This is a genomic window from Halopelagius fulvigenes (assembly GCF_055398025.1).
In genome coordinates this window covers 948,999-971,052 of the sequence record NZ_AP043846.1, presented here as the reverse complement: position 1 = coordinate 971,052, position 22,054 = coordinate 948,999, and the positions used below count along the sequence as shown (strand labels likewise).

Sequence of the window (22,054 nt, the reverse complement as noted above, 5' to 3'; positions counted from 1 at the left end):
TAGTCGCGGTCAGGCCGTCCCTTCTTGACGCTGCTTGAGTTCGTTCACGAGGTCCTGCGCGAGTCCCTGCAGGTCCTCTTTCGACATACCGTCCAGTTGCTTGGTCACCTCGTCTCTCGTCGCACCGTCGTCTTCGTCGGAGTCGCCTCCTGCGTCTGCGTCTCCCTCGGCGTCCGAGTCTCCCTCGGCGTCCGAGTCGTCCGTGCCGGACTCGTCCGTTTCTGACTCCTCGCTTGCGCTCGACTCGTCCGCCTCGTCTCCGCCGTCGTCGCTCGCGTCCGTCTCCTCCTCGTCGGCGTCGGAACTCTCCGCCTCGGAGTCGTCGCCCTCGGACTCCTCCTTCGCTTCTTCGGCTTCCTCGGCCGACTCCTCTATGCTGCCTTGGGCGTCCGCTTCGATTTCCTCTTCGACCGCGCCGGCGTCAGACTCGGCGCTCACCGCCTCGTCCACGGTTCCCTCGTCCGCGGCGACGCCGTCGCCGGTCCCTTCCGAGGGTTCCTCGGCACCGTCGCCGCCGTCGCTCGCGTCCGTCCCTTCCTCGTCGGCATCCGACTGCTCGGAGTCGCTCTCGTCGCCGCGGACGATGGCGGCGGCTTCCTCGGCGCTCACGTCGAACGACTCCTGAATGCGGTCGATGATGGCTTGCTGGTCGTCCGACGTTCCTTCGTCGGAGGACTCCTCGTCGGACTCCGCCGACCCGCCGGACACGGGGATGGCGTCCTCCACCTCCTCGCCGGCGGGTAGCGCCCCCTCGCTTCCGTCGCCGACTCCGGGCAGTGCGTCTCCCATCGCCGTTCGGAGCCACTCTTTGAGCGCTCTCACCCACGACCGAAGCATCTCCGTGAACGACCCCGCCTCGTCGCCGCCCTTCACCGCGTCGCGTATCCGTAGCGCTAACCACTCGCCGAGTTCGTTTCCGAGGCGCGCGCCGATTTCACGCCCCAACGCCTCGCCGATGGCGCGTCCGACCACTTCGGCCGAGAGGTCTCCCTCGCCGATATCGTCTATGTCCTGCAACACCGCCTCTGACACGTCGGCGATGCCGGCGTCCTCCGGTGACGTGTCTTTCTGTGCGTAATCGAGTACTGTCTCTACCGCGTTCGTCTGGGGTTGGGTCTGGCTCATGGGCTTTGTCTCCTCCGGTTTTCGCTCACCCTCGCGGGGTGTCGGTGAGCGGCGATGTACGGCTCGGCTCTGTGGGAGACGTTCGGCGTAAGAACGGATAACTGGTGTGGCCGTTCATTCCGGAAAACGTGGATTTAGACGCTCATGACGCCGTTAACGCCGGATAAATTCTGGCGTTACTCCGCGCGCAACCGGCGCAGAATCGGTATCTCCTCGATTCGCTCCTCGGACAGTTCCTCCCACCGGACGCCGGACGGTTTCTCCTCCGCCTCGTCTCTGACCGTCCGTTCCGGCGTGACGAGTACGTCGATGGGTACGTCGTGCGCCCCCGCGTCGATGTCGTCGTCTACGACCTGCATCTCGTGTACCGTCGTCGCCGTGGTCGTCTCGTCCGAGACGAGTCCGCACTCGCGCAGGACGGCGAACTCCAAGTCGCTGTACCCCTCTCCCTTTCCGATTCGCCCGCCCGACTCGTCCACCGCGACGCTACCGCTCACTATCAGGTCGACGGGTTCCATCTCCTCGGGGTGGACCTGTACGCCCACCTCCGCCGACCCGCCGATGGTGCTCGCGTAGTCGTAGTCGTCTATCTCCGCCGGGTCGAGGCGGAGGAAGCACTTCTCCTCTCGGAGGCGGGGAACGGCCATGTAGACAGTCTTCCCCCGCCGCAGTGCGGCCCGACGGACGGGTAACTGCGGCGCGTCGGGGTTCGACTTGACGGTCTCGGCCTCCTGCCACGCCTCGGTGGCCGCCAATCGCTCCGCCGCCTCTTTCGCCCCGTTGAAGTTGGGAATCCGGCCGTGCGGCGGGTACGGAAATCGGGCCTCGCCGCTCTCCTCCAACTCGTCCCAGATGCGCTCTCGAAGTTCCTGCTTCTCCATGCCTCAACGGAGGCGGGCGGGACACTAATAACCGAAACCTCCGGCGTTTGCAGGCCCAACGCACATGCCGTCGCCCCGCCAGTTCCCGACGAGGGCGTGTTACACAATGTCTATGAACCGACCGTATCGAGAGCGCCGGCGGACGACGGCGGAACGTCGGCCGCGCGCGGGTCGAACGAGTAGTACGTCGAACCGAGTCCCACCATGACCGCCCCTATTCAGGACGTACTGGACGGGGAGACGTCCGCCCTGCCGACGTCGAACCCCTCCGACGCCGAACCCGGCGTCGGGAAGGGGGTACGAATCGCCTCCACGGTTCTCGGCGGTGCGCTTCTCCTGTTCGGCGTCAGGCGGCGGACGTGGCCCGGGACGGCGGCCGCGTTGGTCGGCGGGTGGTTGCTCCACCGGAGCATCCCGGGGCGAAGCCCCCTCCCGAGCGTCTTCGGCCGCGGCGGGAGTCGCGGCGAGGGCGACGCCGAACCCGTCGAGACGGACGTCGAACGGACGGTCACCGTCGGAGCCGACGCGGACGAACTGTACGAACGGTGGCAGGACCCCGAGCAGTTGGCGCAGGTGATGGGTCACTTCGCCGACGTGGACCCGGTGGACGAGGACAGACTCCACTGGACGGTTCACGGCCCGTTCGGCCGGGACATGGAGTGGAAGACGCGGTTCGTGGAGCGTCGGCCCGGCGAACTCCTGCGCTGGGAGTCGGTGGAGAACGCGACGGTGCCGAACGAGGGGTCGATTCGGCTCCGCCCGGCACCGGGCGACCAGGGGACGGAGGTGACGCTCCACCTGCGCTTCGACCCGCCGGGCGGGAAAATCGGGAACGCGGCGATGAAGTTCTCGGGGTTCGTCCCCGCCGTCCTCGCGAAGAAGGCGCTTCGCCGGTTCAAGAGCCTCGTCGAGACGGGCGAGATTCCGACGCTCGAAGGCAACCCCTCCGCTCGCGGACGCGGTGATACGGTATGAGGAGACACCAATGAGAGCACTCTGCTGGAACGGCGTCAACGACTTGGGCGTAGAGACTGTCCCCGACCCGGAACTGGTCAATCCGCGCGACGTGGTGTTGCGGGTGACGCTGACGACGGCGTGCGGTTCCGACCTCCACTTCATCGACGGCTACCTCCCGTCGATGCGCGAGGGCGACGTCATCGGCCACGAATTCATGGGCGAAGTCGCGAAGGTCGGGCGCAAAGTCGAGAACCTCGAAGAGGGCGACCGGGTGGTCGTTCCCTCGTTCGTCGGGTGCGGCAGTTGCGCGTACTGTCGGGACGACCTGTGGTCGCTCTGCGACAACACGAACCCGAACCCCGAGTTGCAGGAGCCGATTCTCGGCGACGCGACGGCCGGAATCTACGGTTACACGCACGCGTTCGGCGGGTACGCCGGGTCGCACGCCGAGTACGTCCGGGTGCCCCACGCCGAGGAGAACTGCTTCCACGTCCCCGACGAACTGAGCGACGAGCAGGCGCTTTTCGCCTCCGACGCGTGGCCCACCGGCTACATGGGCGCGGACTTCTGCGACATCGAACCCGGCGACATCGTCGCCGTCTGGGGGTGCGGCGGCGTCGGCCTGATGGCCCAACACAGCGCCCGACTGATGGGCGCGGAGCGAGTCATCGGCATCGACCGCTTCCCCGAACGACTGCGGACGGCGCGGAAGGAAGCGGGGTCGGAGACCATCGACTACACGGAGGTAGACAGCGTCGTCGAGACGCTACACGAGATGACCGGCGGACGCGGCCCGGACGCCTGCATCGACGCGGTGGGGATGGAGGCGCACGGCACCGGCGTCGCCCACGCCTACGACCGAACGAAGCAGGCGCTGAAACTCCACACCGACCGCGGCGACGCCCTCAGGCAGGCCATCCGCGCCTGTCGGAAGGGCGGCACACTCTCGATTCTCGGCGTCTACGGCGTGATGGACAAGTTCCCGATGGGCGTCGTGATGAACAAGGGCCTCACCGTCCGCACCGCCCAACAGCACGGTCAGCGGTACGTCCCCGAACTCCTCGAACACGTCGAGGAGGGCGAGATGGACCCCTCGTACCTCGCCACGCACGAGTTCTCGCTGGAGGACTCCCCGCGCGGGTACGAGATGTTCAAAGAGAAGGAAGACGGCTGCATCAGACCGGTGTTCACCCCCTGAGCCGCTAGGACCCGCCGCGGTGAGGACTCGCGTCGCTCCGACTACTCACCGAGACGCTCGGGTTCATCGATACTGTCGAGCATCTTGGCGGTGCACTCGAGCACGCTCTCCGGGTCGGCGTTGGCCGCCTCGGCGACCTGCTGGACATGGACCGCCAGCGGCGAGAAGAGGTCGTACACCTTCCGGTCGAGTTGGTCGTCGTTGCTGTCGGCGTGGGCGTGGATGTAGTCCGTCCCGTTGCCGTACTGCATCGCCACGAAGAACGACTGCGGCCGTTCGACGTCGTCGTTCAGGAGGGCGGTCGCGTCACGAAGTGCCTGCCGGAGCTCCTCCGGAGAGTCACCCGGCTGGGGTCCGTTCGAGGGCTGGTCGGAAGTCCGCTGCATGTGAATCCGTCTCAGCCTCCACAGCCACCGTAATAAGATTGTTGCTTAGAAGAGATTGTTCGAAGATAGAGCTATTCTCGGGAGACGCTCGGTCGGCAGTTTCCGGGCACGGGTCGAAGAGAGCACTCGACGAAGTCGTCAACGTCAGCATTAACCGCCGCGGCGGCGTCCGTCCACACATGTTCGAAGACCGCCCGGACCGACAGGAGGTCGTCCTCGTCGGGCGTTCAAACGTCGGGAAATCGACGCTGATGCGCGAGTTGACGGGGCACTCGAAGTTCACGACGGGGAAGAAACCCGGCGTGACGCGGAAGCCCAACCACTTCGACTGGGCCCCGGAGAGTTTCATGTTCACCGACCTCCCCGGCTTCGGGTTCATGTCCGGCGTCGAGGCGGACCGCCGCGAGCAGATCACGACCGACATCGTGCGGTACGTCGAGGCCAACGCGGACGACATTCTGGCGGGCGTCCTCGTCGTGGACGGAAAGAGCGTCGTGGACATCATCGACCGCCACTCCGGCCCGGACGAGATACCGCACGACGTGGAGATGTTCCACTTCCTGCGCGAACTCGAAATCCCCGTCGTCGTCGCCGTCAACAAGATGGACAAGGTGGACGACGAGGACGAACGCCTCGACGAACTCTGCGACCGACTCGGCCTGATGCCGCCGTGGAAACAGTGGCGGGACACCATCGCGCCGATAACCGCCAAACGCGGGAACATCGACCCATTACTGTCGGCTCTCCAGAATCACTTCCACGAACAGAAGCGCGACGACCTGCTGAAGTTCGTCAGTTGAATCAGACGCCGAGCGTTCCGCTCCGAGGCGAAGAGACGGACGCGGCGGAACTCACGCTGCGTCGGTAGACGGTGGCTCGGGAGAAGTCCTCGTCACAAGGGGCTCGGAGGGGGTAACTGTCTTCACTGCCACCGTCCGTCCCTTTCGGCCGGAACGTCAAGAATCCACCTTTCTCCGCTCGACGCGAATTTTCCTCTGTAATCTGTCATTTACTGCCCGGCTGTTTTATCCCATTTGATGCCTCTGAGGGCTCTGTATCTGATTCTTCGTATTTCTTCAATTATGACTCGCAATTCACTGCGTAGATCAACTGTAACTACCTACGCCTGGTTTCCTCTTCCGCGTAGTTCTCGACTATGACTGCGAACTCCGAGAGGCCCCTCCGGGTGGTCGTTCTCTGCGACGAGTGCGTCCCCCGGTGGGAGAAACGAGCCCTCGAACGTACAGTCTCGCGGACGGACGCCGAAATCTCTCACGTCGTGTTTCGGGACTCGGAGGCCCGACCGGACGGCGTCGGCGCGTTCCTCTGGGCCGCGGCGCGTCAGGTGCGCGAGTACCCCCTCTGGTCGATGGTCGGCGCGGTTCGGATGGCGACCGAAACGCCCAAGTACGAACGACTCGCGCCGATCAAAGACGTCGATGGCGTGCCCGAGGCGGAGTGGACGTACTGCGCGCCGAAACCCGCGGACGGACTGGGGGAGGTTCTCCCCGACTCCGTCGTCGAAAGCGCCGTCTCCGACGCGGACGTCGCCGTCCGACTGACGGGGTTCGGCATCCTGATGGGCGACGTCCTGCGCGCGCCGACCCACGGCGTGTTGAGTTACCACGTCGGCGACATCCGGGAGTACCGAGGCGTGATGGGCGCGGGTTTCTGGGAGTTCTTGGAGGGCCGCGACGAAATGGGCGTCACGGTGCAACGCCTCACCGAGACGATCGACGGCGGCCGAATCGTCGCCCTCGAACGCTTCGACATCTCGGAGTTGCACACGTGGCAGGAGGTGAAAGCCCGCGCGTTCCGCGTCGCGGAGGGGACGCTCTCGGCGGCCGTCGAGAACGTCGCCGACCCGGCGTTCACGCCCGCGGAACCGGACCGACTCGGAGAGGTTCGCTACCCGCCGACGGGGACGGACGTCCTCGACTACCTCCGGAAGAACACCGCCGGGCGACTTCGGAGGGTGGTTCCGTCGCGGGCGGTCGAAAGCGACCACCCGGTACGCGACTAGCCGCGACGGACTCACGCGTCGGCGTCGACGAGTTCCGCGTCCGTCTACCCGAACGTGGGAGTGTCCGCCGCCCACCGCACGCCGTTGCGAAGGAGCGCCTGCGTCCCGTCGGTAACGATGGCCGGGTAATCGTGCCCGAGCGAGCAGTAAAACACCCGCCCGTCGCCGTACCCCTTCACCCACGAGACCGGCGTGTCCCCGTTCTCGGGGTGGTCCATCCGGGCGAGCACCGTCACGTCGTCGTCGTACTCGACGACGTACGGTTCGTCCCACACCCGGAAGTCGTCGAGGTCGGCCGAGACGGGGTGGTGGCTGTAGACGACGTTCACGTCGAACGCCCCCTGCGACGGGTGGGTGACGAAATGTCCGCCGAGCAGTTCTCGGAGTTCGGGCACGGGGTCGTCCCGGTTCTCCCCGTCGACGGTCGTCAGGTCCGACGCGCAGTGGACGCCCGCGTAGCCGTTCCCCGACTCCACGAACGAGAGGATGCAGTCGAGTTGTTCGTCGGTGAACGTGCTGTCGGTCGTGTAATCGACGAGCACGTCGTAGCCGTCGAGGTCGGTCACCGACTCCCGGTCGGTCGTCAGGTCGGCCTCGACGCCGACCGGCGCGAGCGTCTCTTCGAGTACCGGTCCCATCCGCTCGAACCGGTGGAACGGGAACCTGTTACCGCCGAGGAGCAGGGCCTGTGTCTCGGTTGCCATGTTCGAGACACCGACCGAGAGTACTTTTTTCTACGCTATTCGCCGCCCGTCCGCTGGTCGAACACCGGTCACCCTCCGTCGACCTATGCCTTTTTCCCCCTGTTGGTCGGGAGGGACGTATGGGTCCAGTTCAGACGGGTATTCTCGGTTGCGGAACGATCAGCGAGGCGTACCTCGGCGCGGACGACCGCTTCGACGTGTACGATATCGTCGCCTGCGCCGACATCGACGCCGAGCGTGCGCGGGAGACCGCCGAGAAGTACGGCCTGCGGGCGTACGCCCCGGACGAGATGCTCGCTGACGACGACATCGAGTTGGTGGTCAATCTGACGCCGCCGTCGGTCCACTTCGAGACGTGCCACGACATCCTGACGGCCGGCAAGCACGTCTACGTCGAGAAACCCCTCGCCGCCGACTTCGAGGACGCGAACGCGATTCTCGACACCGCGGAGGCCGAGGGGTTGCTGGTCGGGTCGGCCCCCGACACCGTCTTGGGCGCGGGCCTGCAGACCGCTCGGTCGGTCGTCGACGGCGGGCGAATCGGCGACCCGGTGGGGGCGACGGCCGTCTGGGCGTCGGGCGGACACGAGAGTTGGCACCCGTCGCCCGACCTCTACTACCGGCGCGGCGGCGGTCCCCTCTTCGACATGGGGCCGTACTACGTGACCGCGCTCGTCTCCGTGCTCGGCCCCGCAAAGCGGGTCACCGGTTCGACCACCCGCACCTCCGACCGGCGCACCATCACGAGCGACCCCCGTTGCGGGGAGACCATCGACGTCGAGGTCCCTACTCACGAATCGGGAATCATCGACTTCGCCGACGGAGCGACTGCGAGCGTCCTGACGAGTTTCGACGCGCCCGGTCGCTCGACGTTCGGGTCCCCCGCGTTCGAGATTTACGGCACGGAGGGGACGCTCCGACTCCCGGATCCCAACCACTTCGAGGGCCCCGTTCACGTCCGTTCGGCGGACGGCACGACGGAGGAAGTCGAGTTGACCCACGAGTACACCGCGGGACGGGGGGCCGGCGTCGCGGACCTGGCGGCCGCGATTCGCGGCGACTGGCGTCACCGGACGAACGGGGCCCTCGCCAATCACGTGCTCGAAATCCTCGACGGGATACGCGACGCGTCGGCGGAGGGGACCCACGTCTCGATCGAGACGAGCGTCGAGCGTCCCGAACCGCTGCCGCCGACCTTCCCGGACACGCTCGCGGACTGACCGCGGAGAGACGCGTTCGGCTCCGACTCCGCGACGCGGCCGCTACGGTCCCGACTCGTCCCACGCGGCGTTCTCGGCGTGCTCCTCGGCGATGCGGCGCACGTCGTCGGCGTCCTCGAGTCCCGTCTCGGTCACGACGGCGTCCACGAGGTCTGCGGGCGTCGCCTCGAACGTCGGCGCGAACACCGACACCGACTCCGTCCCGTCGTAGACGGCGTCGGACGCCTCGCCCTCGTCGGCCGTCCAGTCGTCGCCCGCCGGGCGCACCTTGTCGCGGGCGGCGACGGCGTAGAGGGGGACGCCCGCCTCGCGCGCGGCGAGTGCCAGCGCCGTCGTTCCGGTCTTGTTGACGACGCGGCCGTCGGGGAGGACGGCGTCAGCGCCGACGACGGCGGCGTCGACGTCGAGTTCCGAGAGCGCCGTCGGAAGCGCGGCCTCGGTCGTCAGCGTGGCTCTCGCGTCCGTCTCCGAAGCGACCCACTCCGCGACGCCGACGCCCTCGCGTTCCGGGCGCGACTCCGCGACGACGACGGCCTCGGGGTCGGACTCGGCGACGGTCGCCCGGACGGTACCGGACCGCGAGAGCGTCGCCAGCGTCGTCGCCTCCGAGTCCGCGAGTCGTTCGGCGGCGTTCGCGGCGGCGGCGTCGGTCGCGTCGATGGACTCTCGGAGGAGGGTGACGCACCGCTCTCGGACCGACTCGGGCGTTCGCTCGGCCGTCGCTATCGCCCGGTTCACCCGGTTCGAGACGGCGGCCATGTTCGGCCGGGCGTCGCGGAGTTTCCGCGCCGTCCGAGCGGCGGACTCCCAGTCGTCGGCGTCGTCGTCCGCGGCGGCGTCCCGCAGCGTTTCGAGCGCGCGCGCGGCTATCCACGCCGACCCGTGGGTTCGGTCCTCGCGGACGGTCGGGAGCGTGGGCGCGACGCGCCGCCACGCCTCCCACAACTGGGGTACCGCCTCCCGTTCGAGAACTGTCGTCGGGTCGGTCCACTCCGCCTCGGCGACTTCCTCGTTCGTCGTGGTCTCGGCCGTCTCCGCCTCGAACAGGAACGGGTGGACGGTGAACTCGCCCTCCGCGGTGGAGGCGTCGAGGGGCGCGCCGACGCGGACGAGTTCGACCTCCCCGTCGCCGAGTCCGACCTCCTCGCGGAGTTCGCGCCGCGCGTCGTCCTCGGCGGCGGCCGGGTCGCCCTCGACGTACCCCGAGACGCCGTCCCACCGACCGGGGAACGTTCCGACGCTGTCGCTTCGGCGGACGAGGAGCACCCGCCCGCGATACCGAACGAAGCAGGTCACGACGTGGGCCATACCCACGAGTTCGGCCTCCGGGGTGACGGGTCTTGCGCCTCCGAAAACCGGCCGCATTCTCCAACATCTCCCCGCTTTTTACCGGCGCGTCCCCCACCTCGGGTATGGAACTATTCGCCGTCCCCGACGTGCCGGAGGTCGGTCCGGGGGACGACTTAGCGGCCGTCGTCCGAGAACGGGTCGACCTCCGCGAGGACGACGTCGTCTGCGTCGCCTCCACCGTCATCTCGAAGGCCGAAGGCCGGCAGGCCGACCTCTCGGAGTTTCCGGCGGGGCCGCGGGCGAGGGAGATCGCCGCGAACCTCGAAGCGGCGACGGGAGAGGAGAAGGACCCCCGATTCGCCCAAGCGGTCCTCGAAGAGAGCGTCGAACTGCTGACGGAGTCGCCGTTCCTGCTGACGGAGACGCGGTTCGGCCACGTCGGCGTCAACGCCGGCATCGACCGCTCGAACGTCCCCGACCACGACCTACTCCTGCTTCCGAAACGCCCCTCCGAGAGCGCCGAGCGAATCCGCGCGGGGTTACCCGCCGACCGCGTCGTCGTCACCGACACCTGCGGGCGGCCGTTCCGCCACGGGCAACGCGGCGTCGCCATCGGGTGGGCCGGCACGCGCGCGTCCAGAGACTGGCGCGGCGAGACCGACCGCGAGGGGCGCGAACTCGGCGTGACCGTCGAGAACGTCGTGGACGAACTCGCGGCGGCGGCGAACCTGCTGGCCGGCGAGGGGGCGGGCGGCACGCCCGTCGTCGTCGTCCGCGACTTCGAGTGGGGCGACCACGGCGGCAGCGACGAACACTTCCGCGACGCGGGGACGGACTTCGTCCGGCAGGCCCTCCGGGGGTGGGAGTATGACGGGTGAGGGACTGTTCGGCGTCGAACTGACGCCCGAACACCCCGTCCCCGAAGTCGTCGAACGCGGCGTCCTCGCGGAGGAAGCGGGCTACGATGCGGCGTTCGTCTCCTGTCACTACAACAACCGCGACCCGTTCGCCGTCCTCTCGCACCTCGCGGCCGAGACGGACGGCATCCGACTCGGCCCGGGCGTCGCCAACCCCTACGAACTCCACCCGGTGACGCTGGCGGCGAAGACGGCCACCGTCGCGGAACTGTCGGAGGGCCGCGCCGTCTTCGGCATCGGCCCGGGCGACCCCTCGACGCTCCGAAACCTCGGCCTCGAAGACGAACGCGGCCTGCGGTCGGTCTTGGAGTCGTTCAAGGTCGCACGGAGGATCTGGGCGGGCGAACGCGTCTCCCACGAGGGGACGTTCGAGGCGACGGACGCCGGACTCAACTTCGAGGTGCCGGGCGAGATTCCGGTGTACGTCGGCGGCGAGGGGCCGCAGATGTGCCGGATGGCCGGCAAGCACGCCGACGGCTTGCTGTTCAACGGGTCGCACCCCGACGACTTGGCGTGGGCAGGCGAACGCGTCGCGGAGGGCGTCTCCGACCGCCCCGCGGACGGGGGAGACTTCGAACTCCTCGCGTACGCCAGCGTCAGCGTCGCCGAGGACAGAGAGGCCGCGCGAGAGGCCGCCCGCCCGCCCGTGGCGTTCATCGCGGCGGGCGCGGCCCCGCCGGTCCTCGACAGGCACGGCATCGACCGCTCTCGGGCGGAGGAAATCGGCGAGAAGATAAGCGCGGGCGCGTTCTCGGAGGCGTTCGGCCTCGTGACGCCCGCGATGGTGGACGCCTTCGCGATGGCCGGGACGGGAGAAGAGGTGGCCGACCGCATGGCGGCCGTCCTGAACCACGCCGACGGTATCGTCGTCGGGTCGCCGTTGGGGCCCGACCCCGACGAGGCGATTACTCTCGCGGCCGAGGCCTACGACTCGGCGCGCTAGCGCCGAGACCGGTCGCCCAGTTCACCAGTCCGCCGAGGGCGAGGTAGCCGAAGGCGGCGACGGAGAACGCTATCAGCACCCCGCCGACGAGGAACGAGACGATGGTTAGCGGGTCGCCGGTGCCGACGATACGCAGTCCGCCGGTGACTAACAGTTCGACGGCGCTCTCGAGCAACATCACGACGAAATCGAGTACCGTGACCATGCGCGACCGTTCGGGTTCCCGGTATTTGTGTGTTGATGGACGGCACGCCGCGCCCCGCCCGGGATGTCGCCACCGCTAAGGTGCGAGGCGGATTTCGTCCGACCATGACCGAGGACCGTTCGCTGGAGGACTTCGTCGGAGGAAGCGACGACGAGGGCGACGACGCCGCGGAATCCGCCGACGCGTCCGAATCTGTCGACGAGTCCGAACCCGCCGACGCTCCCGACGACGAGGACGACGCCGGCGACGCGCCGGGCCCGGCCGTCGCGACGTACCGGTGGGACCCAGATGGCGTCGAGTGCGCCGCCTGCGGGGAGTCCGTCGAACGAGTCTGGACGGCGGACGCCGACGGGAGCGAGACGTTCGTCTGCGAGTCCTGCAAGGAGTGGTAGTCGGTCCCGCGCTCCGATCACCACCTCTATCACGTTACGCCGATCACACTTCGTCCGTATGCCGGATATCGGTAACCCCGCTGGATTCGACGTCGCGACGGTTCTGACCGGGTCGGGACTCACGCTCTTGGTGTCGGCGGGAATCATGCGGTACGGCGAACAGTTCCGGTACACCGCCGCGGAGCTCTACGCCATCGGCGGCGGGGCACTCGTCGCGGTCGGCCTCCTCTTCGGTATCCTCCTCGTCGCGAGCGGCTACCGCTGAGTCCCCGCGTCGCGCCCGCCCTCCCCGGTCACCCCATCCGCGTCGCGCGCCGCCCGAACCCGCGGACGAACGTCTCCTCGTCGATGGCGAGGACGGTCGGACGGCCGTGCGGGCAGGCGTACGGGCGTTCGCACGCGCCGAGTCGTTCGACCAACGCCGCCGCGTCCTCCTCGCCGAGTTCGTTGCCCGCCTTCAGCGACGGGTGACAGGCGAGGTCCTTCAGCATCGCGTCTCGCCCCTCGTCGGGCGTCTCCCCGTTCGAGAGGGCGTCCAAGGCGTCGCGGACGCTCTCCGGCGAGGCGGCGCGTCCCATCGGCGCGGGGACGGCGGCGACGCGTACCGTCCCGCCGCCGAACGGTTCGACGTCGTACCCGAGCCGCTCCAGTTCCGCCCGCCTCTCTCTCGCCGTCGCGGCGAGTGCGGGCGACAGCGAGACGGTCGCCGGGGGGTCCACCGCCGCCGACTCGGGCGCGCCGTCCGCCGCGGCGCGCAGTCGCTCGTAGTTGATTCGCTCGTGGGCGGCGTGTTGGTCGACGACGAGCAGTTCGCCGTCGGACTCACAGAGGAGGTAGAGGCCGCGGTACCGCCCGATGACGGTCGCGTCATCGAACTCCGAGTCGGCCTCCGAGAGCGGTTCCAGCGAGGTTTCGAGGTCCATGGCGAGTTCCCCGCTCCGCCGGAGGTCCGCGGTCGTAAGCGCCTCGGCGACGGCGTCGCGCACCGCCTCCGTCACGTCCTCCTGCGCCCGCAGTCTGACCTCGCGCTTCGCCGGGTGGACGTTGTGGTCCGCCCACGACGGCGGAAGCGAGACGCTGACGACGGCGACGGGAGCGCGGCCGTCCGGCAACAGGTCGCCGTACCCCTCGACGACGGCGCGGCGAAGCGCGTTCGAGGGGAACGCCCGCCCGTTCACCGCCGTGTACACGTGGTCGCGCCGCGAACGCGTCACGGAGGGGTGCGCCAGCAGTCCCTCGACGCGCACGGCGGCTTCCTCGCCGCCGTCCGCGACGGTTCGCTCCGCCTCGAACGCCGTGCTCCGACTCGCCACGTCGCGGTCGTAGACGCCGAGGACGGCGTCGGCGTACGACCCCGACCCGGCGGTGGAGAACACCTCGCTCCCGCCGTGGACCACGGAGAAGGCAACGTCCGGGCGGGCGAGGGCGTACCGGGAGACGGCGTCGGAGACGCGGGCGAACTCCGCGCGGGAGGACGCGAGCGAACGCCGCCGCGCGGGCATCTCCGCGAACAGATCGCGGACTTCGACGGTGGTCCCTCGCGCCCGCCCCGCGGTGGTGACCTCCTTGTTTCCGTCTTCGACGCGGACGCGCGTCCCCCGCGGCCCGCCGTCGTTCGTCACGAGTTTGAGCGTTCCGGCGGCCGAGGCGATGCTCGGCAACGCTTCGCCCCGGAAGCCGAGCGTCCGCACCGCCTCGAGTTCGTCGGCGTCCGACAGTTTACTCGTCGTGTGGCGTTCGACGGCGAGGGCGGCGTCCGCTTCGCTCATGCCGCGGCCGTCGTCGCGGACGCGGAGCAGGTCGGTACCGTCGCCCTCGACGGTCACCGTCACGCGGGACGCGCCCGCGTCGACGGCGTTCTCGACGAGTTCGACGACCACGTCCTCGGGGCGGGTGACGACTTCCCCGGCGGCGATGTGCGCCACCGTCTCGTCGTCCAGTCGTCTGACCGAGCGTTCGCTCGGGTCTGCGTCAGTCATCCAGTTTCCGTTTGAGTTCGTTCAGGGTGTTCAGGGCCTCCAACGGCGTCGTTCCGGCGATGTCGAGTTCGCGTATCTCCTCGGCCACGTCGCGTTCCGCGGGCGTCGCCTCGGACTGGTCGCCTCCGGGTTCTAACCCGTCCACGTAGGCGGCGAGCGTTCCGTCCGTCGGTCGTTCGTCGTCCGTCGAGGGGTCGCCGTCCGCGGACGGTTCGTCGCCGAACGCGCCGTTCTCGGCCCGGCCGTTCGTCGCTCTCTCTTGGCGTTCGGCGGAGTTGTGGCTTTCGCCGGGCGACCGTGACTCGGTTCTCGCTTCGGGTTCGGCGTCCGCTCCGACGCCGGTTTCGGCGCTCCGTTCGGCATCCGCGACGTACTCTCTGGCCCGTTCCACCACGGCGTCGGGGACGCCCGCCATCTTCGCCACCTCGACGCCGTACGACGAGGACGAGGCCCCCTCCGCGACGCGGTGGAGGAACGTCACGTCCGGGCCGCCGGAGTCGCCGCCGTCGCCGTCGCCCCCGCGCTTGCTCACGGTGAAGTGGAGGTTGAACGCGTTCGGCAACTCGTCGGCGAGGGCGGTCAGGTCGTGGTAGTGCGTCGCAAACAGCGTCGTCGCGCCCACCTCGTCGTGGACGAACTCCGTCGTCGCGCGGGCGATGGCCAGGCCGTCCGCCGTCGAGGTGCCGCGGCCAACCTCGTCTAAGAGGACGAGCGAATCCTCCGTGGCGTTGTGGAGGATGTCGGTCAACTCGGCCATCTCGCGCATGAACGTCGATTGGCCGCCCGCGATGTCGTCTGAGGCGCCGACGCGGGTGAACACCCGGTCGAGAATCGGCAGTTCCGCGGCGTCGGCGGGGACGAAACTCCCCGCCTGCGCGAGGACGGCGATGAGAGCCACCTGCCGCATGTACGTCGACTTCCCGGACATGTTGGGGCCGGTGATGACGGCGACGTGCCCGTCGGTGAAGTCCGCCTCGTTCGGGACGAACTCGTCTCGGGCGCGTTCGACCACGGGGTGGCGGCCCCCCTCGATTCGCACGTCCGCCGCGCCCATCTCCGGGCGGACGTAGTCGTGTCCGGCGGCGACGGCGGCGAACGATGTCAGCACGTCCAAGTCGGCGAGCGAATCCGCCAGCGACTGCACCCTGTCGGCCTCCTCGGCGACGGCCTCCCGCACCTCGCGGAACACCTCGTACTCCAAGGCGTCGGCTTTCTCCGCCGCGCCGAGAATCTCGTCCTCGCGGCGCTTCAGTTCGGGCGTGTAGAACCGCTCGGAGTTCTTCAGCGTCTGCCGCCGCGTGTAGTCGTCCGGCACCCTGTCGAGGTTCGGGTTCGTCACCTCGATGTAGTAGCCGTGGACCTGGTTGTAGCCCACGTCCAAGGAGTCGATGCCGGTTCGCTCCCGTTCGCGTTCTTCGAGGTTCGCCACCCACTCGCGGCCCTCCCTCTCCGTCGCGCGCAGTTCGTCGAGTTCGTCGTCGAACCCCTCGCGGACGACGCCGCCCTCGGTCACCTCCTGCGGCGGGTCCGGCCGGATGGCGTCGCCGATAAGGGCGCGCACGTCTTCGAGTTCATCCAACGACTCCCGAAGCGAGACGAGGGCGTCGCTCTCCACCTCGGACATGGCGTCCTTCAGGTCCGGAACCACGTCCAGCGTCGCCTTCAGAGAGCGCAGGTCGCGGGCGTTCGCCCGGCCGCGGGAGACGCGCGCGATGAGTCGTTCCACGTCGTACACGTCGGCCAGGGAGTCGCGGACCGTCTCCCGCGCCATCGGCCGTTCGACCCACTCTGCGACGGCGTCGTGGCGGCGTTCTATCTCCGATCTATCGAGGAGGGGTCGCCGAAGCCACGAGACGAGTCGCCGCCGCCCGAGGGCGCAGGCCGTTTCGTCCACCGCGTCCGCGAGCGTATCGCCGCTCCGGTGACTCCGCGACTCGAACAGTTCGAGGCTCCGCAGGGCCGTCGCGTCCAACTGCAGGGTCCGGCGGGGGTCGTACCGCCGAACCCGAGAGACGTAGTCGAGTGCGCCGTCGTCGCCCTGCGTGTACTCGGCGTAGTCCAGTAGCGCGCCGCACGCCCGGCGTTCCGTCGGGTTCGAGAGGACCGCCTCGGGGTTCGCGAGGTACGAGGAGAGCGTCTCGGCGGCCGACTCGGCGTCGAACGCCCCTGGGTCGTGGTCGGTGACCATCGCCTCGAACGCCAGCGACTCCGTGTCGAGGGCGACTCCGGGGCCGAAGAGTAGTTCTGCGGGTTCGAGTCGCTCCAGTTCCTCCGCGATTCGGAGTCGGTCGGCGCTCGTCACCTGACACTCGCCCGTCGAGACGTCGAGGGCGGCGAACGCGTACGTGTCGTCGCCGCGCCCGTCGCTCTCTCTCGCCACCGCGCCGACGTACGTCGCCGTCGCGGCGTCGAGCAGTTCGTCCTCGACGACGGTGCCGGGCGTGACGACGTTCGTCACCGCGCGGTCCACGAGTCCCGACGCCTCCTCGGCGTCCTCGACTTGGTCGGCGATCGCGACCCGATACCCCGAATCGAGGAGCGATTCGAGGTACGACGCCGCGTTGTCGATGGGGATACCGGCCATCGGGTACCGACCGGTGGAGTCCTCGCGTTTCGTCAGCGTCACCTCGCAGACGCGCGCGACCATCTCCGCCGCCTCGCAGAACGCCTCGTAGAAGTCGCCCACCTGGAAGAGAACGACCGCGTCGGGGTGCGCCTCGCAGAGGTCGAGATACTGCGACAGCATCGGCGTCAACTCCTCGCGGTTCGCAAGCAGTTTTTGCGGCGGTCCCTCGGGTCGGAGGTCCTCGTCCGACGCGCCCGCGTCCGGCGAACTCGCCCCGTCGTCCGCGTGCGTCTCGGTTCCGTCCGCGTCGTCCATGTGGTACCGAGGGCGACGAAGGGACAAAAGCGAACGGGAACCGCGGCGCGGACAGCGTGCGAACACGGCGTCCGTCTCCGAGCTTCCTCGCGTCGAGAGCGTCCGCCGGACGGATAGGACGGATGCCTGCGCCCAGCAAAGTTACGTTCGTTCGGATGCAACTCCGTTCCACGTGCGCGCGGACCATCCCCGCGTAGCGGTGAGACGCTACGCCCGTCGCGGCCTCTGGTCCGCCCGCAGTCCTCTTTGACACATGACCGACGCAGATGCAGTACCCGAACCGGAGACAGACCTCAAACCGACGCTCGACGTGGAGGATGCGTCGAACCTCGCCACGCGAATCACCGAGAACGTCGAACGCGTCATCGTCGGCCAGTCGGACGCGATAGAGCACATCCTGATCACCCTCCTCGCCCGCGGGCACCTCCTGTTGGAGGACGTTCCCGGCGTGGGCAAGACGATGCTCGCCCGGTCGGTGGCCACGTCGCTGGACGGGTCGTTCAAGCGGGTCCAGTTCACGCCCGACCTCCTCCCCTCGGACGTCACCGGCGTCAGCGTGTTCAACCAGAAGACCAACGAGTTCGAGTTCCAACCGGGCCCCGTCTTTGCGAACGTCGTCCTCGGCGACGAGATAAACCGCGCGCCGCCGAAGACGCAGTCGTCGCTTCTGGAGGTCATGGAGGAACAACAGGTCACCGTGGACGGCGAGGCGCACGCCGTGCCGAACCCCTTCACCGTCATCGCCACCCAGAACGACGTCGAACCCGGCCGGACGTACGAACTCCCGGTGGCGGAGATAGACCGCTTCATGAAGAAGATACGGCTCGGCTACCCCTCCGAAACCGAGGAGACGGAACTGCTCGGACGCATCGCGGGCGAACACCCCATCGACTCGCTGGAACCCGTCGCCTCGACGGACGACGTCCGCCGCGCCCAACAGACCGTCTCGCGGGTGACCGTCCGCGAACCGGTTCGGTCGTACGTCTCCCGACTCGCCGCATACACCCGACAGAACGCGGATCTGGGCGTCAGTCCCCGCGGCGCTATCGCTCTCGTCCGCGCCTCGCAGGCGCGCGCAGTCTTGAACGGCCGCGACTACGTCGTCCCCGACGACGTGCAGACGGAGGTTCGCTCCGTCTGGATACACCGCGTTCGGACCGGCGGCGACCGGAGCGCGTCGCTCATCGACGAGGCGCTCGATAGGGTCGCGGTGGAGTGAGCGATGCGCCCGACTCGACGCGGAGTGGCGCTCCTCGTTGTCGTCGCCTCGGGCGTCGTCCTCGCGGCGGTGTTCGGGCCGCGGGCGCTGAACGCGCTGGTCCTCCCCGCCGTCGTCGCCCTCGCGGCGGCGGCCGTACAGGTGTACCGGGCCGACCCGCCGCGCGTCGAACGCAGGACGCCCGCCGCCGACTTCCCCGGCACCGCGGGCGCCGTGACGCTCTCTCTGGAGTCCGAGCGGAGCTACCCCGCGACGGTGACGGACGAACTCCCCGCCGCACTCGACGGCGACTCGACGCTCGACGTCGTCGTCGGCGGTGAGCCCGTCTCGTACGGGGTGACGTACCGAACGCGCGGCGAGCACGAAATCGGACCGCTCTCGCTCGTCGCGCGGGACGTTCTCGGGTTGGCGAAGCGCGAGATGGTCGCCCGGGGAACCGACTCCGTGGTGGTCTACCCGCCCGTCCGCCGACTCACGCGCTCCGCGACGCAGGACCTCTCGTCGCTCCACGACCCCGAACCGTCGAACCGCCGCGACGAGTTCGACCACCTCCGCGAGTACGCCCGCGGCGACTCCCTCCGGGACGTCCACTGGAAATCGAGCGCGAAGCGCAGCGACCTCATCGTCAAGGAGTACGTCCCCGAGTCCGACACGGAGAGCGTCCTGCTGTCCGCGGGCGGCGTTCGCTCCGCGGGCGACCGGATGGCCGAGGCGGCGGCGACGCTCTCCGTCCGCCTCGTCCGGAACGGGGTGCCGGTGACGCTCTCGACGCCCTCGGGCGTCGTCGAAGCGCCCGTCGGCGACGAACGGACGCTCCTCGAACACCTCGCCCGCGCCGAGAGCGGCCGCGTCCCCAACGAGTCGGCGGACGTGGTGGTCCGCGCCGGCGAGTCGAACACCGCCGTCGTCGTGGGCGGCGAGGAGACGACGTTCGAGAGCCTCGTCGGCGACGAGTCCGGCGAAGCGACCGGATTCGAAGGCGGCGACGCGAACCGAACCGCCCGCTTCGAGGAGGTGACGGCGTGAGCGCCGAGACGCGGGACCGCCTCGGGTCGCTCTCGGCGGACCGCACCCCCGGCGCGCGCGCCCTCGCACTCAGCAGCATCCTCGTCCTGACCGGCGCGTACCTGAGCGTCCTCTATCACGTGACGGACGTGGTGGGCGGTCGGACCGCCTTCCTCGGCATCGCCGCCGGGGCCTTCCTCTTGGCGACGCTGTTCGGCCGCTTCCTCGGCGTGCGCGTCGCCGCCCTCGTCGCCGTCGGCCTCCTCGTCGGCGGGTTCGGCCTCTACGTGTTCTCCCTGCCGCGGAGCCAACTCGAACTGCTCACGCCCGGGCGAATCCTCGCGGACACCGTCGCGCTCCTCACCGGCCTCTCCGTCCTGCGACTGACCGGGGCGAGCGTCTGGGCGATGGCCATCACCCCCGGTCCGGTGTTCCTCTCGTGGTACTTGGCGCTGCGGCGGCGCTACGTCGCCGCCGTCGCCGTCGGCGGCGTCGCCCTCTCCCTGTTCGTCCTGACGGGCGACGCCGGGCAGTTGACGACGCTCGTCGGCGTCGTCGGCGGCACCGTCGCCGTCGCGGCGGCGACGTTCGAACGGTACGGCGCGGGCGTCGCGCAGGTCGACGTGATGACGATACTCTTGGCCGCGATGATCGTCTCCGCGGCGACCGTCTCGGTGGTCCCCGGCGCGGAGGGCGCGCCCCTCCTCCCGAACCGCGGATCGCCCACGATGGAGGCGAACCTCGTGGACGCGCAGGACCGCATCGGCGTGGTCGGCAGCATCCGCCTGTCGCCGAAGGTCCGGTTCACCGTCAACAGTTCCGAACCGTCGTACTGGGAGACCGCGGCGTACGACCGGTACACGGGCGACGGATGGGTTCGGACCGGCAGCACCGACCCCTACTCCGGGCGGTTGCGCGGGCCGCCCGGCGCGTCCCGGACGGTCGAGCAGACGGTGACCGCGAAGGACACCATCTCCATCCTCCCCGCGGCGTGGCGGCCCGTCGAACTCGACGGCGACGTGGCGTCCGACGCCGAGGTGACCCAACAGGGGAACCTCAGGCCGACGCGGTCGCTCGATTCCGGCGAGCAGTACACCGTCACCAGCCAGATGCCGCTCTACACCACCGAGGAACTCCGCCGGTCCGGAACCGACTACCCCGAGGTGATAGAGGAGCAGTACCTCCAACTCCCCGACAGCACTCCGAACCGCGTCCGACAGAAAGCCGACGAGATAGCCGGCGACGAGGACAACCCCTACGACAAGGCCCGCGCCATCGAGGCGTACCTCGAAGAGAACAAGCGCTACTCGCTGTCGGTCAGCCAACCGTCGGGCAACACCGCCGACGCGTTCCTGTTCGAGATGGACGCGGGGTACTGCGTCTACTACGCCACGACGATGGTCGTCCTCCTGCGCTCGGAGGGCGTCCCCGCCCGCTTCGTCACCGGGTACACGCCCGGCGAACGGACCGGCGAGGGCCAGTACGTCGTCAGGGGCCTCGACGCCCACGCGTGGGTCGAGGTGTACTTCGAGGACGTCGGCTGGGTCCGCTTCGACCCCACGCCGTCCACGCCGCGGGAGACGGCCGAGTCCACCCGCCTCACGGAGGCGCGGCAGAACGGCGAGGAGGGCGTCGATACGGAGGCGACGGAGCGCACCGCCACGCCGACGCCGACGGAGGTGCCCGCCACCACCGACACCGACGCCGCCCCCGGCGACGCGTCGGACTCCGAGACGCCCACGCCCACCGTCGCGGAGGACGACGAGAACGCCGGCGGCGTCACCCCGTCGCCCGACGCGGTGCCGGGCGTCGAAACCTCGACGACGGAACCGGGCGGGAACTCGCCCATCCCGAGTCTGCCGCCGGGGCGGACGTTCGCGCTCGGACTCGTCGCCCTCGCCGGACTCGTCGCGGGGGCCCGACGAACGGGCGTCGCCGGACGGGCGTACCGCCTCGTCTGGCTCAGGTACCAGGGCGCGCACGACGACCCGTCGGAGGACGCCGTCCGCGCGTACCGACGGCTCGAATACCTCCTCGAACGGCGGTACCGGGCGCGGCGGACCGGCGAGACGCCGCGGGACTACGTCTCGTCGCTCCGCAGGGTCGGGCTGGACGACGACGCCCGCCGGGTGAGCGAGACGTACGAACGCGCCCGGTACGGCGACGGCGTCACCCGCGCGGAGGCGGACGAGGCGATAGCCGTCGTAGACCGCTTAGTGAAGGAGTCTACGCCGGTTCTCGGTCGCCTCCGGCGGAACTGAGGCGGTCCGCTGACAGGTCCGCGCCCCGTCGCGTCCGTCGGCGCGGCGAAAACCGAACGACCGAACGGCGGTGCGGCGCGAGGTGAGTTCCCGATACTGTTTAATATCCCGGTCTTGTACGTTCAACTCGTAATGTCGGAAGTATGCTCGACGTGCGGGCTGCCTGAGGAACTCTGCGTCTGCGAAGACGTGGCCAAGGAGTCTCAGGAGATAGCCATCCGCATCGACGAGCGTCGCTACGGAAAAGAGGTAACGGTCATCGAAGGGTTCGACCCCAAAGACGTGGACATGGACAGCCTGTCTTCGGACCTGAAGTCGAAGTTCGCCTGCGGTGGCACGGTCGAAGAGGGTTCCATCGAACTCCAAGGTAACCACACCGGCCGCGTGGAGGACTTCCTCCGCGAGAAGGGCTTCAACGTCGCGTGACCGTCCTCTAATCCCAGTCCGGCGTCGAGCCGTTTTCGGAGC

The 22,054-nt window shown here is 69.0% G+C and carries 21 protein-coding genes; 13 read left to right on the top strand and 8 right to left on the bottom strand.

The genetic code is table 11. From position 1 onward, the window contains the following. Positions 1-9: 9 nt before the first annotated feature. Entirely contained in the window at positions 10-1,125 is a 1,116-nt protein-coding gene (locus tag ACZ522_RS09545) for a putative sodium/potassium/calcium exchanger (protein WP_379692610.1), read from the bottom strand. A 176-nt stretch (positions 1,126-1,301) separates the two neighbouring features. Then, positions 1,302-2,006, bottom strand: a complete 705-nt coding sequence (locus ACZ522_RS09540; protein ID WP_379692611.1) for a 5-formyltetrahydrofolate cyclo-ligase — start codon at positions 2,004-2,006, stop codon at positions 1,302-1,304. A gap of 204 nt (positions 2,007-2,210) precedes the next feature. On the opposite strand from ACZ522_RS09540, the gene ACZ522_RS09535 reads away from it, so the two are divergent. Together ACZ522_RS09535 and ACZ522_RS09530 are read left to right on the top strand one after the other, a co-directional pair. Next, positions 2,211-2,981: an SRPBCC family protein gene (locus ACZ522_RS09535; protein WP_379692612.1), complete on the top strand. Its 771-nt coding sequence runs from the start codon at positions 2,211-2,213 to the stop codon at positions 2,979-2,981. Between the two features lie 10 nt (positions 2,982-2,991). Continuing rightward, positions 2,992-4,161, top strand: a complete 1,170-nt coding sequence (locus ACZ522_RS09530) for a zinc-dependent alcohol dehydrogenase (RefSeq protein ID WP_379692614.1) — start codon at positions 2,992-2,994, stop codon at positions 4,159-4,161. Positions 4,162-4,202: 41 nt separating this feature from the next. Here ACZ522_RS09530 and ACZ522_RS09525 read toward each other — a convergent pair whose 3' ends face one another. Continuing rightward, positions 4,203-4,547: a hypothetical protein gene (locus ACZ522_RS09525; RefSeq protein ID WP_379692615.1), complete on the bottom strand. Its 345-nt coding sequence runs from the start codon at positions 4,545-4,547 to the stop codon at positions 4,203-4,205. Between the two features lie 179 nt (positions 4,548-4,726). Here ACZ522_RS09525 and engB point away from each other — a divergent pair, with 179 nt between their 5' ends. Both engB and ACZ522_RS09515 read left to right on the top strand, forming a co-directional pair. Beyond that, positions 4,727-5,347, top strand: a complete 621-nt coding sequence (gene engB, locus ACZ522_RS09520) for a GTP-binding protein EngB (RefSeq protein WP_379692616.1) — start codon at positions 4,727-4,729, stop codon at positions 5,345-5,347. Positions 5,348-5,703: 356 nt separating this feature from the next. Next, positions 5,704-6,570, top strand: a complete 867-nt coding sequence (locus ACZ522_RS09515; protein ID WP_379692618.1) for a formyltransferase family protein — start codon at positions 5,704-5,706, stop codon at positions 6,568-6,570. Positions 6,571-6,614: 44 nt separating this feature from the next. Here ACZ522_RS09515 and ACZ522_RS09510 read toward each other — a convergent pair whose 3' ends face one another. After that, positions 6,615-7,274, bottom strand: coding sequence for a ThuA domain-containing protein (locus ACZ522_RS09510; protein ID WP_379692620.1), 660 nt, complete (start codon positions 7,272-7,274; stop codon positions 6,615-6,617). Positions 7,275-7,393: 119 nt separating this feature from the next. Between ACZ522_RS09510 and ACZ522_RS09505 the strand changes: the two genes are divergently transcribed. Continuing rightward, positions 7,394-8,494 carry a Gfo/Idh/MocA family protein gene (locus ACZ522_RS09505; protein ID WP_379692622.1) on the top strand — a complete coding sequence of 367 codons (1,101 nt, stop codon included), beginning with the start codon at positions 7,394-7,396 and terminating at the stop codon, positions 8,492-8,494. Positions 8,495-8,536: 42 nt separating this feature from the next. On the opposite strand, the gene ACZ522_RS09500 is transcribed toward ACZ522_RS09505, so the two are convergent. Further along, positions 8,537-9,802 carry an eIF2B alpha/beta/delta subunit family protein gene (locus ACZ522_RS09500; protein ID WP_379692623.1) on the bottom strand — a complete coding sequence of 422 codons (1,266 nt, stop codon included), beginning with the start codon at positions 9,800-9,802 and terminating at the stop codon, positions 8,537-8,539. Between the two features lie 104 nt (positions 9,803-9,906). Here ACZ522_RS09500 and ACZ522_RS09495 point away from each other — a divergent pair, with 104 nt between their 5' ends. Together ACZ522_RS09495 and ACZ522_RS09490 are read left to right on the top strand one after the other, a co-directional pair. Further along, on the top strand, positions 9,907-10,662 hold the full coding sequence (locus ACZ522_RS09495) for a coenzyme F420-0:L-glutamate ligase (protein WP_379692625.1): 756 nt from the start codon (positions 9,907-9,909) through the stop codon (positions 10,660-10,662). A 4-nt stretch (positions 10,663-10,666) separates the two neighbouring features. Further along, positions 10,667-11,644 carry a 5,10-methylenetetrahydromethanopterin reductase gene (locus ACZ522_RS09490; protein ID WP_379694514.1) on the top strand — a complete coding sequence of 326 codons (978 nt, stop codon included), beginning with the start codon at positions 10,667-10,669 and terminating at the stop codon, positions 11,642-11,644. Here the strand turns inward: ACZ522_RS09490 and ACZ522_RS09485 are convergent. Then, complete coding sequence (locus ACZ522_RS09485) at positions 11,607-11,849, bottom strand: hypothetical protein (RefSeq protein WP_379692626.1); 243 nt, start codon at positions 11,847-11,849, stop codon at positions 11,607-11,609. The two genes, ACZ522_RS09490 and ACZ522_RS09485, sit on opposite strands and share 38 nt — an antisense overlap. A 104-nt stretch (positions 11,850-11,953) precedes the next feature. On the opposite strand from ACZ522_RS09485, the gene ACZ522_RS09480 reads away from it, so the two are divergent. Next, positions 11,954-12,241, top strand: coding sequence for a DUF7573 domain-containing protein (locus ACZ522_RS09480; protein ID WP_379692627.1), 288 nt, complete (start codon positions 11,954-11,956; stop codon positions 12,239-12,241). Between the two features lie 58 nt (positions 12,242-12,299). Then, positions 12,300-12,506: a hypothetical protein gene (locus ACZ522_RS09475; RefSeq protein ID WP_379692629.1), complete on the top strand. Its 207-nt coding sequence runs from the start codon at positions 12,300-12,302 to the stop codon at positions 12,504-12,506. Between the two features lie 28 nt (positions 12,507-12,534). Here ACZ522_RS09475 and mutL read toward each other — a convergent pair whose 3' ends face one another. Both mutL and mutS read right to left on the bottom strand, forming a co-directional pair. Further along, entirely contained in the window at positions 12,535-14,220 is a 1,686-nt protein-coding gene (gene mutL / locus ACZ522_RS09470; RefSeq protein WP_379692630.1) for a DNA mismatch repair endonuclease MutL, read from the bottom strand. After that, on the bottom strand, positions 14,213-17,101 hold the full coding sequence (gene mutS / locus ACZ522_RS09465; RefSeq protein WP_379692631.1) for a DNA mismatch repair protein MutS: 2,889 nt from the start codon (positions 17,099-17,101) through the stop codon (positions 14,213-14,215). The genes mutL and mutS overlap by 8 nt, the downstream gene beginning before the upstream one ends. Positions 17,102-17,354: 253 nt before the next feature. On the opposite strand from mutS, the gene ACZ522_RS09460 reads away from it, so the two are divergent. The 4 genes from ACZ522_RS09460 (at position 17,355) to yciH (ending at position 22,012) form a co-directional block, all read left to right on the top strand. Continuing rightward, positions 17,355-18,320, top strand: a complete 966-nt coding sequence (locus ACZ522_RS09460) for an AAA family ATPase (protein WP_379692632.1) — start codon at positions 17,355-17,357, stop codon at positions 18,318-18,320. Positions 18,321-18,323: 3 nt separating this feature from the next. After that, positions 18,324-19,346 (top strand): DUF58 domain-containing protein, encoded by a 1,023-nt coding sequence (locus tag ACZ522_RS09455; RefSeq protein ID WP_379692634.1) that lies wholly within the window; start codon positions 18,324-18,326, stop codon positions 19,344-19,346. Then, entirely contained in the window at positions 19,343-21,586 is a 2,244-nt protein-coding gene (locus tag ACZ522_RS09450; protein ID WP_379692636.1) for a transglutaminase TgpA family protein, read from the top strand. Before ACZ522_RS09455 ends, ACZ522_RS09450 begins: the two co-directional genes overlap by 4 nt. Positions 21,587-21,718: 132 nt before the next feature. Next, positions 21,719-22,012, top strand: a complete 294-nt coding sequence (yciH, locus tag ACZ522_RS09445) for a stress response translation initiation inhibitor YciH (RefSeq protein WP_379692637.1) — start codon at positions 21,719-21,721, stop codon at positions 22,010-22,012. Positions 22,013-22,054: the final 42 nt, after the last annotated feature.

Excerpts from the sequence above, each read along its gene's own strand:
- mutS (WP_379692631.1), bottom strand. The coding sequence starts at position 17,101 with ATGGACGACGCGGACGGAACCGAGACGCACGCGGACGACGGGGCGAGT.
- ACZ522_RS09495 (WP_379692625.1), top strand. The coding sequence starts at position 9,907 with ATGGAACTATTCGCCGTCCCCGACGTGCCGGAGGTCGGTCCGGGGGAC.
- ACZ522_RS09460 (WP_379692632.1), top strand. The coding sequence starts at position 17,355 with ATGACCGACGCAGATGCAGTACCCGAACCGGAGACAGACCTCAAACCG.
- ACZ522_RS09455 (WP_379692634.1), top strand. The coding sequence starts at position 18,324 with ATGCGCCCGACTCGACGCGGAGTGGCGCTCCTCGTTGTCGTCGCCTCG.
- ACZ522_RS09530 (WP_379692614.1), top strand. The coding sequence starts at position 2,992 with ATGAGAGCACTCTGCTGGAACGGCGTCAACGACTTGGGCGTAGAGACT.
- yciH (WP_379692637.1), top strand. The coding sequence starts at position 21,719 with ATGTCGGAAGTATGCTCGACGTGCGGGCTGCCTGAGGAACTCTGCGTC.
- ACZ522_RS09515 (WP_379692618.1), top strand. The coding sequence starts at position 5,704 with ATGACTGCGAACTCCGAGAGGCCCCTCCGGGTGGTCGTTCTCTGCGAC.
- mutL (WP_379692630.1), bottom strand. The coding sequence starts at position 14,220 with ATGACTGACGCAGACCCGAGCGAACGCTCGGTCAGACGACTGGACGAC.
- ACZ522_RS09525 (WP_379692615.1), bottom strand. The coding sequence starts at position 4,547 with ATGCAGCGGACTTCCGACCAGCCCTCGAACGGACCCCAGCCGGGTGAC.
- ACZ522_RS09480 (WP_379692627.1), top strand. The coding sequence starts at position 11,954 with ATGACCGAGGACCGTTCGCTGGAGGACTTCGTCGGAGGAAGCGACGAC.
- ACZ522_RS09485 (WP_379692626.1), bottom strand. The coding sequence starts at position 11,849 with ATGGTCACGGTACTCGATTTCGTCGTGATGTTGCTCGAGAGCGCCGTC.
- ACZ522_RS09500 (WP_379692623.1), bottom strand. The coding sequence starts at position 9,802 with ATGGCCCACGTCGTGACCTGCTTCGTTCGGTATCGCGGGCGGGTGCTC.
- ACZ522_RS09545 (WP_379692610.1), bottom strand. The coding sequence starts at position 1,125 with ATGAGCCAGACCCAACCCCAGACGAACGCGGTAGAGACAGTACTCGAT.
- ACZ522_RS09505 (WP_379692622.1), top strand. The coding sequence starts at position 7,394 with ATGGGTCCAGTTCAGACGGGTATTCTCGGTTGCGGAACGATCAGCGAG.
- engB (WP_379692616.1), top strand. The coding sequence starts at position 4,727 with ATGTTCGAAGACCGCCCGGACCGACAGGAGGTCGTCCTCGTCGGGCGT.
- ACZ522_RS09535 (WP_379692612.1), top strand. The coding sequence starts at position 2,211 with ATGACCGCCCCTATTCAGGACGTACTGGACGGGGAGACGTCCGCCCTG.
- ACZ522_RS09540 (WP_379692611.1), bottom strand. The coding sequence starts at position 2,006 with ATGGAGAAGCAGGAACTTCGAGAGCGCATCTGGGACGAGTTGGAGGAG.
- ACZ522_RS09510 (WP_379692620.1), bottom strand. The coding sequence starts at position 7,274 with ATGGCAACCGAGACACAGGCCCTGCTCCTCGGCGGTAACAGGTTCCCG.
- ACZ522_RS09475 (WP_379692629.1), top strand. The coding sequence starts at position 12,300 with ATGCCGGATATCGGTAACCCCGCTGGATTCGACGTCGCGACGGTTCTG.